This is a genomic window from Bradyrhizobium sp. HKCCYLRH1034, from assembly GCF_051168375.1.
Lineage (GTDB): Bacteria > Pseudomonadota > Alphaproteobacteria > Rhizobiales > Xanthobacteraceae > Bradyrhizobium.
The window spans coordinates 101,935-114,563 of record NZ_JBNPUW010000014.1 but is presented as its reverse complement, the minus strand read 5'-3'; the positions used below and the strand labels follow the sequence as shown (position 1 = coordinate 114,563).

Below are 12,629 nucleotides of genomic sequence, written 5' to 3'. Positions count from 1 at the left end.
ATGGCAACTCTGCGAGCAAGTGCTCGATCGAGACGAGGCCGACAAGATCCTGAGCACTGGCTGGTAAAATTGGCCTCAAACCGTGCAGCGCACCGAGGTCATGAATCCGGATGCGTGCGGCTTCCTGGCAACGTGAGCGGTGACCAGCGTCGGCGAAGTGCCCTGCATGCTTAAGGCATGGTCGCCGGACCGGAAACGAAGCGAGGCGTTCATGTTGACAAGGCTTCGAAACAGCGTGCTGAATCCGGTACCCCGCTTCGCCGCCTTGCCGTGGCGCGATTCGCCGTCAGTCAACGCGCACTGCAGGGCGTCGCCCTCGTCGGCCAGGTGAGCGTATTCCGGGCTGGAGCGAAGACTGGCGAGGACTCCGACGCCATCGTCCGCGACGACGAACTCGAAGACGCCGGCGCGTGAACCGAAGACGACGAATCCGGTCGGTGCCGCTTCGGAGTGCTCCAGGACGTTGTCGACGATCTCTCCCATGGCGCCCATGAGACGGCTGACCGCTTGCGAGGCGAACCCCGCAGCGAGCGCCGCCTTGTGAGCTTCGAGTTGGAAGGAGGTCCATCTCTTCGGCTCGGTCTGCAGCACGTCGCATCTCAGGAAGCCGGAGCCGTCGCCGTACGGAGTTGTCCATCGTTGGGAGCCGCCGACCGCCGCATGCAGGATCGCCTCGGTCCCGTTCTGGTGCAGCCACGGCGCCGAGCCCGGTGGAGGCAGGAGACCCGAACGGGCCAACTGAACCATCTCGATCAGCGGACCGAGTTCGCCGGCGGCGAATTCCGGGACGGCGCCGAGTCGCCCTCGCGCTGCGGCGAAAGCGATGCCGTCGAGCGCAGCGAATGTCAGGCTTTCGGGTTCAGGCAACTGCGACCGCCGGCGCTCGAGACGGATCGCGGCGCATCACCTTGGCGATCGCATCGCGCGAGATCTCCCAGTTGGTCTCGAACAGGTCGTCCAACTTCTGCTTGGCCGCGGTGGGGTAGGGCCACCAAGCCACGGTTGCACCCTTCACCGCATGGTACCTCATCATGGTCTTGAGAAAGGTCGTGGTCTCCAGGAATGTCACACCGGCGAAGGCCTCGCACAATTCCGGCAGGAGGTCGCTGCCGCCCCGGACGAGAAGGTGCAGCGGCCGCCCGACGGTCTTCGCCACGCTGCATAGCCAGGCTGCATGTTGGCGCCGGCGGGTGGGGCGCCCCGTCCCCGTCGTGAATTCGAAGCTGACGTGCGAGACCTCCGGATGCTCTGCGATGAACGCCGCCCACCGCTCGAAATCCCATTCCGTCCGGCCATTGACGTGCAGCGCGGCTGGCATTCCGGCCTGCAGGAATTCGCCGTGCGTCAGCGCGATGCGCTTCATGGCGTGCATGTCGTCCCATCGCGGCCTGTCCAGGAACAGGCTGTAGTTCGGGGTCGTAGCCAGGACCACGCCGCAATCCCGGGCGGCTTCAATGATGACCTTCCGCCGGGCTTGCCCGAGCTCCCACCATCGCTCCAGCGGACGGTCTCGCTGGATGGCGGTGAGCAGCAGCGGCGTGTCGGTCGAGATCTTGAAGTTGTCGCTGAGATCGGTCCGCGTGCGGTATTTCGGCAATCCCTCCCTGCGGTCGAACATGCCGTAGAGGGAGACGCTCGCGAGAGCGGGCGCGAAGTGCCGGCTACGTTTCGATCCGTGGAAGATCTCCGGAACGACGAGAGGGAGCACCGGAGCGGGGAGTAGAGGTGCCTGCGGCAGCTTCAGTTCGAAGCCGGCGATCTCTTGGACGCGAAAGGCGTAGTCGGGATTGTTGCGGCAGACACGATCGCAATTGTCCGGATCGTTGCAGCAGAAGCTGAGGCAGCTCCAGACGTTCGCCTCGATGGCCAGGCCGCCACAGAATTTTCTTTCGGCGCATCCCGCGCAGCCGAGCGAGGGCTGGTGGAGCGAGCTGTCGTGCCGAAGCTTGCGCTCGGCGATGTGCATTCGTGATTTCTTGCGGGCGGCTACTGCAGACGGGCGATGCATACGGAGATCTCCACGACGCCGGCCATCTCATGGACTTCGTCCACGACGCCCTGCGCGATGCCGCAGTTGGCCTCGATCGCCGCGACCAGCGCGGCGGGCGCGTCTTCGCTGAGAGCGAGTTCGGTGTGCCCGCGCGACACCAGGAGCCCGTTGCCCACCTTGTCGATGGTGATCTTCTCGCCCTTCTTCACCGGGCCAGACCCCAGCAGGGTCGCTTCGAAAGCCCGCGACTTCGTTGTCGGCAGACGCGTGAAAAGGTCCTGCGTGACCAGGTCGAGCCGACCCTTGTCCCAACACTTCTCGAACTGCGGAGCCGCCTTTTCCAGGAAATCCGCGCCCATAAAATCAAACCCCTTCAAAAATAGGCTTGTAGCGCTTCGATCGGCCTTGACTGATCTCTGCAACCAAACCGAGCATAGCTAAGCTCGCCAAGCGGTTATTCCAGGCCGTCGGGCTCTTGACCGGATCGGTGGCCGCGAAATCCCGCATCAATTCACCGGCGTCGGTCTCCCGACGCTGCTGCACCAGGTCGAACGTCAGGCGCTGCTTCGGATCCAGTTCTCCGATCGGGGTTGCCTCGACGACTTCGTCGCCCCGCGCGATGCAGGACATCAGGACACCGCCACGCCGGCTCAAAAGATCTTCGAGCTCTTCGCGAACGTCGGCGTTCACGTTGGCGACGACCGGATAGAAGTTGGAGCGGCGGCTGCGGATGGCGTCGCGGAAAGCCAGCACGCTTTCGCGCAGGAAGCTGGACGTCGCCACCTTGACCCACTCGAAGTTCAACAAGACGGGCGTGACTTCCGACGGCTCGCTGGCCGTTGCCTTGAGCAGGTCCGCCAACACCATGCGCCCCGTCGTCGCTCCCGACAGGACCTCGCCGTCACCCAACTGGGCCATATTCAAAATCATTTTTATCCTCACGTGTGTGATGTGAGATAACCGAGGTGCCATCACATCGCAAGGGGCCGGCCTCGAAAGAACCCGACTTATCCCCCGATCGCCGGGCTCGACTTCAATGTTCATTATATGTTCTAGTTCGGCATCACCGACCGCCCGGCCAGCTGGCGCATGCCGACCCGAAAACAGATGGAACGGATGGCCGCGGCCGCCGCCGTCGGCAGGAACGCGCCTCCAGCGCCCGCACTGGCTCCGGAGGACGATCTGCCGGCCGAATATTGGGACGCTGTGCTTCGGGACGCCGGCGCCGACGCTAGGCAGGCCGACCCCGGCATCCTGACGTGGCGGCTTGCCGACGACTCGCAGCACCTGCTGCGGGTCGGCTGCCGGCGCTGCGGGCGGACCGTCGAAATCCAGCGGGTTGACGCGGTGCGGCTGTACGGTCTGGACGCGGTCTGGCGGGACGTCGGCCAGCGCCTGCTGGACAACACTTGCACGCAGCGGACCGGGCGCCACGAGGAAGATGGTTGCTGGCCGTCCTACGACACGCCGTAGCCGACGGGACCGGCCAACGTCGATCTCGCAGCTGACGACGTCCATGCTGCAGCTCGCCCTGCGGGCTCCGGATCCGGAGACCTGACCTTGTGCAATTCCACTTCGATCGCCACCATTCAGGCGGATCCGCCGAACGGCGACCAGCGGATCCTTGGAAGACGCCGCCATGCCGAAGGGACAAGCTCCTTGTTTCAGCCGACCATCGTTTCGGATGTTGCGATCGCGACCGTCTTCGGTTTCGCAGCGGCGTTTGCAGTCTATTGGTGGTTCTCGAAATCGCGCGGCGCTTTGCGCTTCATCGACCTTGTGAGCTTTGGCATCGGCTTTCTGGCCATCAGCGCCGGCCTGTTTGCGGTCTACGGCTACAAGAGCGAAAGCACGAAAAATCACCATCACCTGACATTCAAGCTCGACGCTACGGAAGCCAGTCTCGACGCGCACTTCGACATGCTGAAGATCTGCGACCGCATACCTCACACACCCTACCGCCTCGCTCCGATCAGGATCGCCGAATGCGAGAAGCTCGACCAGCATCTCAAGACTCTGAAGGTGAACGACGACTTTCCGATGCCTCTCGTTCCGCCTGACGTGGCTTCATACACGGATCCCGTAGTGCAACGGCTGGCGCAAAACGTCGCCAAATCCGTCGCGGACGCCAACGAGGTCATCAAGGCGTACAACGAGGACGTTGCACACCACGGCAAGCTTACCTTCCTGGAGGGAATTTTCAGGGAGCTCGCGCTGCCCGTGCTCGCGTGGGCGTTCGGGCTTGGCCTCGGTCGACGAACGATCGATCTGTATCGAGACCTATCGGAGACCTCGCAGCAGCGGCTTCGAAGATTCAGCGGCTACAGCCTCGCGCGACCGGTTGCCGAATGCGCTCTTGGATACTTCTCGACCGTCATTTCGGCCCAACGAGCGCGCTTGAAGATGGCACTCAGGCCTAGCCGTCACCGACAATAGCCTCCGTTAGTCGCAGGCGCTGCGGAGCAAGTGGACAAGCTTCAACCGCGTCGATTGCGGATCCCTGCCCGTGCTGACCGCATGGACGAGCACGCTGGCCGAAGGATTCGTTCTGGCAGGAAGCGTCTCGATACTGGCGGCGAAGGAAAGCTGGCCGGGTCGTCTCCGGAGACCGCGCGACCCTTGCGCGACCCCGACATCCTCCGGTAGCAACTGGGGTCAACCATAATCTGAACGAAACCACCGGGATCGGCTCGCCGCTTCCCTAATGCAGCCAGTTCGACATGGCGGTCGCGGGGGAGGGGAAGCGTTGGCCAAGAAGCGGAATCTCTCCGATGCCGAGATCGGCATCGTAAAGGCGATGCTCCGTAAGGGGTGGCGGAACGACGTCATCCACTTTCACTTCAACAAGCCGGACCGCTTGATCAGCTCCGGACGCATCACCCAGATCAAGAAGGGGGTGTACGGGGCATCAGTCGAGGAAGCCCAGCCCGAAGAGCTCGAGGACTTCCTTGCCGCCCGGCAAGATCCGGACGCCAAGTCGCCTCCTACCCCGTCTCCGGTCGACATCCGGATTCTTCGCTCCCTGTTCGTCCGCGAAACCGGCACATGGCGGCTGGTCGGCGGCGAGACCGACCGCATCGAGTGCAAGGCAGGCTTCCGGCTTCAGCCGGAGGATCGGTTCTCGAAGGCACTCCGCGCAATCGCTGGCCTGGCGAACAACAAGGGCGGCTATCTCCTGTTCGGCGTCACCGACGCGACCTATCAGGTGGACGGACTTTCCGACGACATCTTCACGAAGTCGGACATTTCGCTCCTCAATAGAATCCTGGCGGGCGCCCTCGATCCCGTTCCTCATATCACAAAGGGCCTCATCGAGCTCGGCGGCAAGCAGGTCGGCGTGCTCTACGTGGAGAAGCACGACCATGGGCCCGTAATCGCCATCAAGAACGTTGGCCAGGACGTGAAGGAAGGTGGGATCTATTTCCGATACGTCGGCGAGACCCGCCTGATCAAGCCGGGAGAGCTGAGGCGGATCATCGCCGCGCGCGAGCAGCGGGCGGTCGCCGAGTTCAGCGCCCGCATGAACCGCGTCGCGATAGGCAAGGAAGCGACGATCGATCTAGACTCCGGCGAAGTCGCCGGCACCAGCGGCAAATTCCTCATCGACAAATCCCTGCTCCCGAGCATCCAGTTCGTGCGCGAGGGCGAATTCGACGAAAAAAAGGGGGCGCCGGCGCTCCGGCTGATCGGCGATGTCGAGCCGGTTTCGGAAGCGGAAAGGGAGCGGACGAGGATCATCCGCGAGAACGTGACCCCTGACGCGGTCGTCCGCAACTTCCTCCGGAACGAGAAGGTCGCGGAGCCGATGCAGTACATCCACTTCCAGGCACACGCCCAACGGAAGTGGTTTCCCGTGTGGTTCTACATCGACCAGACCCAGTCGACAGCCGCCGAAGTCGCGGAGGATCTGCGCAAACAGGTCGCCACCTATCCGTCGTCCCGCGATGCCCTGGTCGACCGGCTTGCGGGGAAGGACGCGGCTTTTCGGCAGTCCACCGGGAAGGCGGAAGCCCTGCGCGGAAAACTGGCGCGGGGCGACATCAAGGCTCCGACCGACATCGACGAGGACGTCGTGTTCGCAGGAGCGGTCCAAGCCCTGCCTACGATGGTGAAGACAAAGGATCTCGAGACCATAAGAGCGATCCTTCTCGACTGCCTGGATCGGGCGCAGGGCACGGACCCGCGCAGCAGCAATCGTCGCGGAGCCATCTACCGTGCCGCGTCTCGTCTCGACGAATTGCTTTACTCGAAGAAGTGACCGGCATCAGGCCGACATCTACCGCGCCCCGCCGTCGGCTTTGGGCCCGCAGCGGGCCCCCCAGGGCCGGGGGCCCCTCAAAGCGGCCCAGCCGGCCCTGCACCACCGAAAAAGCCGTGAATCGCGCGAATCTCAGGTACTCGTGCGGCCATTGTGTGCCAGTCACGCCTGACCCGAGGCCAATCTTCCGGAGCGAAATGCTGCACTCGATGGATCTGGAGGCGATGGCAGAGGCGCTGACCCGGTCGCCCGACTATCGGGTGCCGCGGCGACGATAGAGGGCGAAGCGCTGACACTTCTGCGGATACTGCACCACAAGATGATCGACATCTACGGTTGGCGCCAGCCCTTCCGCGAGCTGTTGCGATCTCTCTTCAATACCCCTGATCGGGCCCCGCCGGTAAGGTCAGCAACTGGCGTCTAAGAACGCTCACTTTGTATTGAGCATCCATCTGTCGTTGAAAAAGATCGAATAGCACCTGAACGTTCTCGGTCATGGCGGGATCATCGATCGGTGATGGAACGGTCTGGTGCTCCTGAGGCGTGCCCCAGAGCCATCTTTGAAAACGATCGAGATTTGCGTCGCCCACGAAGATCGTGGCTGCCACCCACAAACCCATCATCCAGTCGTAGAAGGCACGCGCCAGTTTCGGGTCGAGAAGACGGGAAAGGAGTTTCATCGCGATCCTCCGTCAGCCCCCAGCAAACCGCTACAATGTAACCGATTCGGCGTAGCATGATCCTGCGAATATCGGGGATCGCCGCGGTCGAAAGAACGAAAACGTGTGGGTGAGAAATGGGGTATTGTCCGATCTGCAAGACGTCGTCGAACCTCGATCAGCCGACACGCGGTGATTACACGCGCGTGGAATGCCGAAAGTGCGGGAAGTACCAGATAACGGGCTCGGGATTGGCGATGTTGGATTCTCGACTGAACGATGCCAAGAGCATCGCGCGCTTGAGCCATGCGACGCGCGTGATGTCGTCGAAGTCGGATGTCGAATGGCCCGAGATCAACTCGTTCAATCTGGACGACATGATCAAGCAGCCGCTGCCTTCGGTTGATCGGCAGATGACCAATCTCCTCGCCTGGGCTGCGACGGATCTGGACGACGACCAACTCGGGGCGGTCGAGTTGCCCGACGAGGAGGATCTCACGGCGGTTATCGGCACACTCGACGGGCAGCGCGTCGACGACCTGATCTCGCAGACAGCCAAAGCTGAATTGATCCGCCTGGTGCCCGATCATGCGATCTCGATCACGCCGGCCGGCTGGGAGCGTCTTCGACCCACGGCCAATTTGGAAGCGCGCTCGAAAGTCGCTGCGCCGGTCTCTTCGAAAACAGGTGCAACTATCAAGGCGTACTGCGGTGCTTGCCACGGCGAGAAGAATTCCTGGCTACGCGCGCAATATACGGACATGGATGGCGAAGGCGCCGGTGCTCGGAGCGAAACCTACCAGACGGTGCAATGTTGCGGGTGCGACAAGCTGTCCGTTAGACACGAGGTCTGGCGATCGGAGTGGGATGAAGCCGATTTCGATGAGCAAGGTCGCCCGACGACACGCCGCGTTACCAGTGTGACGTATCATCCGGCACAGACGATTCGGCCAAAACCGCCGTGGGCTCCAGCCCTCGGTGACGAAGTCCTCCGTGATGTTCTCGACGAGTCCTATCTTGCCCTCAATGGTGGGCTGCGGATGCTCGCGTCAGTTGGAGCTCGCACTCTGCTTGACAGGGCCGGAAATCTTCTCGTCGGCGACGTAAAGGGTGGATTTGAAGGCAAGCTTTCCGCGCTGGCGAACGCCGGGCGCATTAGTCAATCTGACAAGGAAGCGCTCGACGCGGTTGCCGATGCGGGGAACGCTTCGGCTCATCGTGGCTACGTTCCCGAGGCCGAACGTCTGAACCACATCTTCAATATCATAGAGAATTTTCTAGAGCGCGCGTTCATCCTCACGCCGGCGGCCGCCGAAATCCGTAAGGCCACTCCGCCTCGCCCCAAAAGGCATTGACGACGATCACGCGTCGGTCGGCGGATTCATGGGCGGAAACGGGTTGATACCGCGCTGGCCGCGACGAAGGATGTCTTCGACGAGGCCGATGGGAAAGACGCGGCCGAGCTGCAGTCTCTCGAGATCCTTGTTTCCGACAGAGCCGGCGTAGACGCCCGCGAGCTCGAGCTTCATTCGCTCCGCGGCTTGGCTGCTCGTGTCGCCGCCGCGAGATGTCTCCCTCTCCGAGATAAGCAAAGTTCGGTTGTAGACGGGCGAGCCGGACATGCCGGGTGTGCCGGGCGTGTCGACGAGAATCCACGGCCTTCGCTCGACGGAGGTGTCTCGGCCGCTCGCAACCATCGCACCTTTCCAGATCGCAGACCCCGCATGGGTTCCGAGTTCGAAGGGGTGTCCGATGATGACGACATCCAAGCCTGGCTCCAACGCGACCGGGGAATTAGGCGCGAAGCTTTGGGTGAGCGGCAGACGGAAGCGAGGCGTGTCGGTCAATCGAACCAGCGCCAGATCGACCCCGCGCTCGCGATCACCTTCGATCCAAGTGGGCCCATCCGTGTCGTAGAGCGCGACGTCCATATCTTGCGGCGTGGCGCCAGCCGGATCGCGGAGGGTGAACCGCAGCCGACTAGGACTGTCCGGTTTATCGCCGATTAGCGAGCCGGGGTCGTCCGGCCGCCGACCGGTCACGACATGCCAGTTCGTCACCAGCCATCGCGTCGCGTTCGGGCCAGCATATAGAAAGCCCGTCGCGAAGCCGAACGGCTCCGGCCCCTTAATCGTGCTTACGATTCCCTGTAGATAGATGCTGCAGCAAGACGCCGGGGACGTGGACATTCCGTTTCTGTAACACTGCCGCGGCGCTCGGAAAACCCATGAAGTGAGAAGGATGGACGGTATGAAAGTTATGGTGGACCACGAGATCGCCGACGCCATCGCCCGCAAGGAACTCGTGCTCGATGCGGACCCGGAGGGCTGCAAGGGAGCCTGCTACGAGCTTCGGATGGGCAACGTTTATTACGACCTGACCGAGGACGAGAAGCGCTATCCGGTGTCGGCCGGAGGGAACGTGCTTATCAAGCCGAGTCATCGGGTGGTGCTGATCACGCACGAGCGTCTTGCGCTGAATGACAAGATCTTCGCGCGCATAGTGAGCAAGGGTTCATTGTTCAGCATAGGCTTGAGCGCCGTCGCGACGTATGCCGACCCCGGCTTTCACGGCCGTATCGGCATCGTGACGCAGAATGTCAGCAACAAGTATATCGTGTTGCCGTTGCTCGAGCCCATCGCGAAAGTGGACTTCACGGTTCTCGAAACGTCGGCCTCTCATCCGTACAGGGGTCAACACGGATACGAGACCAAGATGTGGCCAGTTAAGACGGAACTGCAAAGGACACGCGAAGAATTGGCAGGTGATCCGCGGCTGCTTGCGTCGGATTCGGTCACGGATGAAGAACCCCACACGCCAGCCTCCGACTCCCTTGCCGGCCTGATCCGTCGACAGATCGATGCTGATCGCGCGCATGGCTTTCCCGTCGACTTCACCGACGACCAAGCGCGATGCAGCCAAATTACGAAGGATTTGGTAGGTTTGTTGGGCGAAGTCGGAGAATTTGCCAACCTCATAAAGAAGGTCGAACTGACCACCACGCGTCCCGGTTATAGAGGTGCAAATCTCGCGGTGGCGGAGCCCGAGCTCAGGCAGGAGCTCGCAGACGTCCAGATCTATCTGCTCCGATTGGCGCATTTGCTCCGAACGGACCTCGGGAAAGCCGTGATAGAAAAGATGCAGTTGAACGATGGTCGATACGCATATCTCAGAAAGACCTAGGCGGACGTTCTTCGTCGGCTTGAATACCGGCTTCGTACATGATGGCGCGCCGGATGAACGGATGGTCGCCTTCTACGAAGAGCGCAGTTCCGCGCTGTTATCTTGCGCGATCATCGGCAACGTCGTATTGCCGGGCGGACATCCGGTCAATGCGACGACGGCGACAATGTCTTCGGACCGTCGTTGGAAGACGTTGGCGACGTCAATCGCTGCCCAAGGGACGACGCCAGGAGTCCAACTCGCGACAGCCTGGGAAAACTACGAGGGCGCGACAAGTTTCCGGCCCAAGAACTGGGTGGAAACGATCGCCAAAAGCCGTGCTCTTGCCGCGTGGGTCAGCTCATCTCGGCTACGCCAGCTCTTCGAGGGTCTGCTCGCGGGAACGGAGATGGCGGCCGAGGCGGGCTTCAGGCATGTCCAGCTTCATGCCGCCCATGGCTACCTTTTCAGCTTGCTGATGGATCGCCGCCTTTATGATGGAGCGGCCGAGTGTCTCGAATTGGCTGGGGCTTGGTCGCAAACCTGCCGCAAGGCCGGCTTGGAAACCTCAGTGAGAATTTCACTGAAGACTGGCGATGCCGATTTCGATCGCGTCGGTGCGACGACCCATCAGGACGCGGCATGCTCCTTGCCGGTCGACATCGTCGACGTTTCTTCGGGCTTCTACAACATAGACAAGCGACTGATCTATCCGAGCACGCGTGCGATCTTGCGCGATCGTCATCGCGAGACACTCGAGCTTGCCGCGCGCCATCCCGGGACGCAATTCATCCTGTCAGGGAAAGCGTCTGGCGTGGTCGATGATCTACCGCCGAACGTCCATCTGGGCTTTTGCCGCGACCTTATCGCCAATCCAAAATTTCTCGAAGGTCGCTCTCACGGCTGCCAGAATTCGGGCAAGTGTCATTACCACTCCCGTGGAGCAAGCAGCGTCTGGTGTCCGCTCTGGGAGCCGGATTCCAAGGCTTTCAGAACTGCGTCGCCTTGACCCCAAGACGCATCGACGATGGGTTGAGGCATCAAGCCTTAGCGTCATCATACCGCCTGAGGACGATCGCGGACGTCCTGAAGCCTATCGAAGGCGTTCCGTATCGCGAGCGAAAGGTTGACGCTGACGAGCGTCACCGCGTGCGAACGACCAGTCATATATTCGTCCTCCAACGAGCACATCTTCTCCCGCGAGCGCGGATCCATGCCGAAGTCCATCGTGTCGACTTCGGTATGAATTGGAACGATGCTTGCGTCCGCCCCGCGCCCGACTATGCGAAACAAAGGGGCGGCGAGCAGGGCCTTGCCCGAGGCGGCCGAACTCGTCTTAAGAGCCAGGTCGTGAATTCGCGTGAGCACGTAAATGGCGTCAGCTATCTCGACGACGCAATCGCCGGGGACGGCGGTGTTGCGCCGATAGACTTCCGATCGATTCCTCAGAAGGTGATGGATCCAAAAATCCTGATCGATCGGAACGCCGCGGTCGGCCTTGCCCCAAGGAATCCCTCCACCCGGGTTCAGAGCTTTGCTTCGCCAAAACACGTTGAGATTTGCGGGCAGGCGGCCATGGCTGGCCCCGTATTCGTCGGTGAAGGCGGCTGCCAGCCGCGCGGAGACGAGCAGTTCGAACCCCGCAGCGTGCAGCGCGCCGACCAGCGCCGCCTGGGCCAGCGCCCCCGCATGGTAGAGTCTGCTACCGGATCGTCCGTCGGCTGCCTGTTCGTGCGCGGATGGTGCCAAACCTTCGTCGACGAGAAAACCGAAATTTCTGGGCGAGAGGCCCGCGGCGAGCGCAATCTCGCGAGAGGTAAAGATGTCATCGGCCAAAACCCGCGGTCTCGCCATTGGTAACTCCCAGTGACTGGAGATTATAACTTACAGTAACTGGTAATTTAGTCAACGCAGTTCGCGAGGAAATCTCGACGAAGGAACTGGGCCCATGACGGCGGGTCTGGCTCGCTGTGCTACACAGCGTCGAGACTCGGACGACCCCGCTGGTCGAAGTCGACGAGACGACGAGGCCGTCGACGACCGCCAGCCGAGCAAGGCGGCTTCGACTGGCGCCGCCGGCCGGCCAATCGCGCGATGCGGACAGTCGACGTCAACGATCCCGCCGCGGTCGAGCGCTCGATGGGCAAGCTGGCGCCCGCCCAACGGCCTACGAGGAGAAGCGCGCCTCGGCGCGGATCCCGCGACGCACCTGGCGGCCAAGATGCCGGCTTCGGATCTCGCCAAGGCCGTCGATTCGCTGATCCATCGCTGCAGCCTGAGGGACGCCTCGTCGTGCCGACGACCTCGGCTCTCGACCCGCTCGATCCGCAAGCCTTCTTCATCATCGTGCAGTCGCAGATCAATGGCCTGCAGGAGGATCCCGCGCCTGCTCGCGAAGCGCGGCTAAGGTGCATTGACATGAACCTCGAGGCCGAAGATCTCGCGAACAGCGCGTTTCTTCCCAACGTGCCGCCGCTCGTCGAAGAGCTCCTGCGCTAGCTCGTCACTATGCAATGGAAGGATAGCTAGCTGCCAGCAAACCTGAAGCTGCTTGCCAACC

14 protein-coding genes are annotated in these 12,629 nt (G+C 62.0%); 7 read left to right on the top strand and 7 right to left on the bottom strand.

All coding sequences use genetic code 11. The annotated features are described in order from the left end of the window. Nucleotides 1-75: 75 nt before the first annotated feature. From ACQR0W_RS27595 to ACQR0W_RS27580, 4 genes are read right to left on the bottom strand one after another with little or no spacing between them, the layout of a single operon-like run. Nucleotides 76-867: an ATP-binding protein gene (locus ACQR0W_RS27595; RefSeq protein WP_434840856.1), complete on the bottom strand. Its 792-nt coding sequence runs from the start codon at nt 865-867 to the stop codon at nt 76-78. Next, nucleotides 860-1,966, bottom strand: coding sequence for a hypothetical protein (locus ACQR0W_RS27590; protein WP_434840857.1), 1,107 nt, complete (start codon nt 1,964-1,966; stop codon nt 860-862). Before ACQR0W_RS27590 ends, ACQR0W_RS27595 begins: the two co-directional genes overlap by 8 nt. A gap of 20 nt (nt 1,967-1,986) precedes the next feature. Beyond that, entirely contained in the window at nt 1,987-2,349 is a 363-nt protein-coding gene (locus ACQR0W_RS27585; protein WP_434840858.1) for a hypothetical protein, read from the bottom strand. A gap of 4 nt (nt 2,350-2,353) precedes the next feature. Then, on the bottom strand, nt 2,354-2,920 hold the full coding sequence (locus ACQR0W_RS27580) for a hypothetical protein (RefSeq protein ID WP_434840859.1): 567 nt from the start codon (nt 2,918-2,920) through the stop codon (nt 2,354-2,356). A gap of 132 nt (nt 2,921-3,052) precedes the next feature. On the opposite strand from ACQR0W_RS27580, the gene ACQR0W_RS27575 reads away from it, so the two are divergent. The 3 genes from ACQR0W_RS27575 (at nt 3,053) to ACQR0W_RS27565 (ending at nt 6,248) form a co-directional block, all read left to right on the top strand. Further along, nucleotides 3,053-3,463 carry a hypothetical protein gene (locus ACQR0W_RS27575; RefSeq protein ID WP_434840869.1) on the top strand — a complete coding sequence of 137 codons (411 nt, stop codon included), beginning with the start codon at nt 3,053-3,055 and terminating at the stop codon, nt 3,461-3,463. Between the two features lie 87 nt (nt 3,464-3,550). Beyond that, on the top strand, nt 3,551-4,426 hold the full coding sequence (locus ACQR0W_RS27570; RefSeq protein WP_434840860.1) for a hypothetical protein: 876 nt from the start codon (nt 3,551-3,553) through the stop codon (nt 4,424-4,426). Nucleotides 4,427-4,736: 310 nt separating this feature from the next. Then, nucleotides 4,737-6,248 carry an AlbA family DNA-binding domain-containing protein gene (locus tag ACQR0W_RS27565; protein WP_434840861.1) on the top strand — a complete coding sequence of 504 codons (1,512 nt, stop codon included), beginning with the start codon at nt 4,737-4,739 and terminating at the stop codon, nt 6,246-6,248. A 374-nt stretch (nt 6,249-6,622) separates the two neighbouring features. Here the strand turns inward: ACQR0W_RS27565 and ACQR0W_RS27560 are convergent, their stop codons facing one another. Beyond that, entirely contained in the window at nt 6,623-6,928 is a 306-nt protein-coding gene (locus ACQR0W_RS27560) for a hypothetical protein (RefSeq protein WP_434840862.1), read from the bottom strand. 236 nt (nt 6,929-7,164) lie between these two features. Here ACQR0W_RS27560 and ACQR0W_RS27555 point away from each other — a divergent pair, with 236 nt between their 5' ends. Then, nucleotides 7,165-8,262 carry a DUF4145 domain-containing protein gene (locus ACQR0W_RS27555; protein ID WP_434840863.1) on the top strand — a complete coding sequence of 366 codons (1,098 nt, stop codon included), beginning with the start codon at nt 7,165-7,167 and terminating at the stop codon, nt 8,260-8,262. Between the two features lie 6 nt (nt 8,263-8,268). Here the strand turns inward: ACQR0W_RS27555 and ACQR0W_RS27550 are convergent, their stop codons facing one another. After that, the gene (locus ACQR0W_RS27550) at nt 8,269-9,096 is read right to left on the bottom strand and encodes a S1 family peptidase (RefSeq protein WP_434888674.1); all 828 of its coding nucleotides are present in this window, start codon (nt 9,094-9,096) and stop codon (nt 8,269-8,271) included. 61 nt (nt 9,097-9,157) lie between these two features. Here ACQR0W_RS27550 and ACQR0W_RS27545 point away from each other — a divergent pair, with 61 nt between their 5' ends. Continuing rightward, nucleotides 9,158-10,090 (top strand): dCTP deaminase domain-containing protein, encoded by a 933-nt coding sequence (locus tag ACQR0W_RS27545; RefSeq protein ID WP_434840865.1) that lies wholly within the window; start codon nt 9,158-9,160, stop codon nt 10,088-10,090. Continuing rightward, nucleotides 10,059-11,078 (top strand): hypothetical protein, encoded by a 1,020-nt coding sequence (locus tag ACQR0W_RS27540; protein WP_434840866.1) that lies wholly within the window; start codon nt 10,059-10,061, stop codon nt 11,076-11,078. The genes ACQR0W_RS27545 and ACQR0W_RS27540 overlap by 32 nt, the downstream gene beginning before the upstream one ends. 47 nt (nt 11,079-11,125) lie before the next feature. Here ACQR0W_RS27540 and ACQR0W_RS27535 read toward each other — a convergent pair whose 3' ends face one another. Then, on the bottom strand, nt 11,126-11,923 hold the full coding sequence (locus ACQR0W_RS27535; protein WP_434840867.1) for a hypothetical protein: 798 nt from the start codon (nt 11,921-11,923) through the stop codon (nt 11,126-11,128). A gap of 438 nt (nt 11,924-12,361) precedes the next feature. Here ACQR0W_RS27535 and ACQR0W_RS27530 point away from each other — a divergent pair, with 438 nt between their 5' ends. Then, nucleotides 12,362-12,568 carry a hypothetical protein gene (locus ACQR0W_RS27530; RefSeq protein ID WP_434840868.1) on the top strand — a complete coding sequence of 69 codons (207 nt, stop codon included), beginning with the start codon at nt 12,362-12,364 and terminating at the stop codon, nt 12,566-12,568. Nucleotides 12,569-12,629: the final 61 nt, after the last annotated feature.

Excerpts from the sequence above, each read along its gene's own strand:
- ACQR0W_RS27560 (WP_434840862.1), bottom strand. The coding sequence starts at position 6,928 with ATGAAACTCCTTTCCCGTCTTCTCGACCCGAAACTGGCGCGTGCCTTC.
- ACQR0W_RS27555 (WP_434840863.1), top strand. The coding sequence starts at position 7,165 with ATGTTGGATTCTCGACTGAACGATGCCAAGAGCATCGCGCGCTTGAGC.
- ACQR0W_RS27540 (WP_434840866.1), top strand. The coding sequence starts at position 10,059 with ATGGTCGATACGCATATCTCAGAAAGACCTAGGCGGACGTTCTTCGTC.
- ACQR0W_RS27545 (WP_434840865.1), top strand. The coding sequence starts at position 9,158 with ATGAAAGTTATGGTGGACCACGAGATCGCCGACGCCATCGCCCGCAAG.
- ACQR0W_RS27535 (WP_434840867.1), bottom strand. The coding sequence starts at position 11,923 with ATGGCGAGACCGCGGGTTTTGGCCGATGACATCTTTACCTCTCGCGAG.
- ACQR0W_RS27585 (WP_434840858.1), bottom strand. The coding sequence starts at position 2,349 with ATGGGCGCGGATTTCCTGGAAAAGGCGGCTCCGCAGTTCGAGAAGTGT.
- ACQR0W_RS27580 (WP_434840859.1), bottom strand. The coding sequence starts at position 2,920 with ATGATTTTGAATATGGCCCAGTTGGGTGACGGCGAGGTCCTGTCGGGA.
- ACQR0W_RS27590 (WP_434840857.1), bottom strand. The coding sequence starts at position 1,966 with ATGCACATCGCCGAGCGCAAGCTTCGGCACGACAGCTCGCTCCACCAG.
- ACQR0W_RS27550 (WP_434888674.1), bottom strand. The coding sequence starts at position 9,096 with ATGTCCACGTCCCCGGCGTCTTGCTGCAGCATCTATCTACAGGGAATC.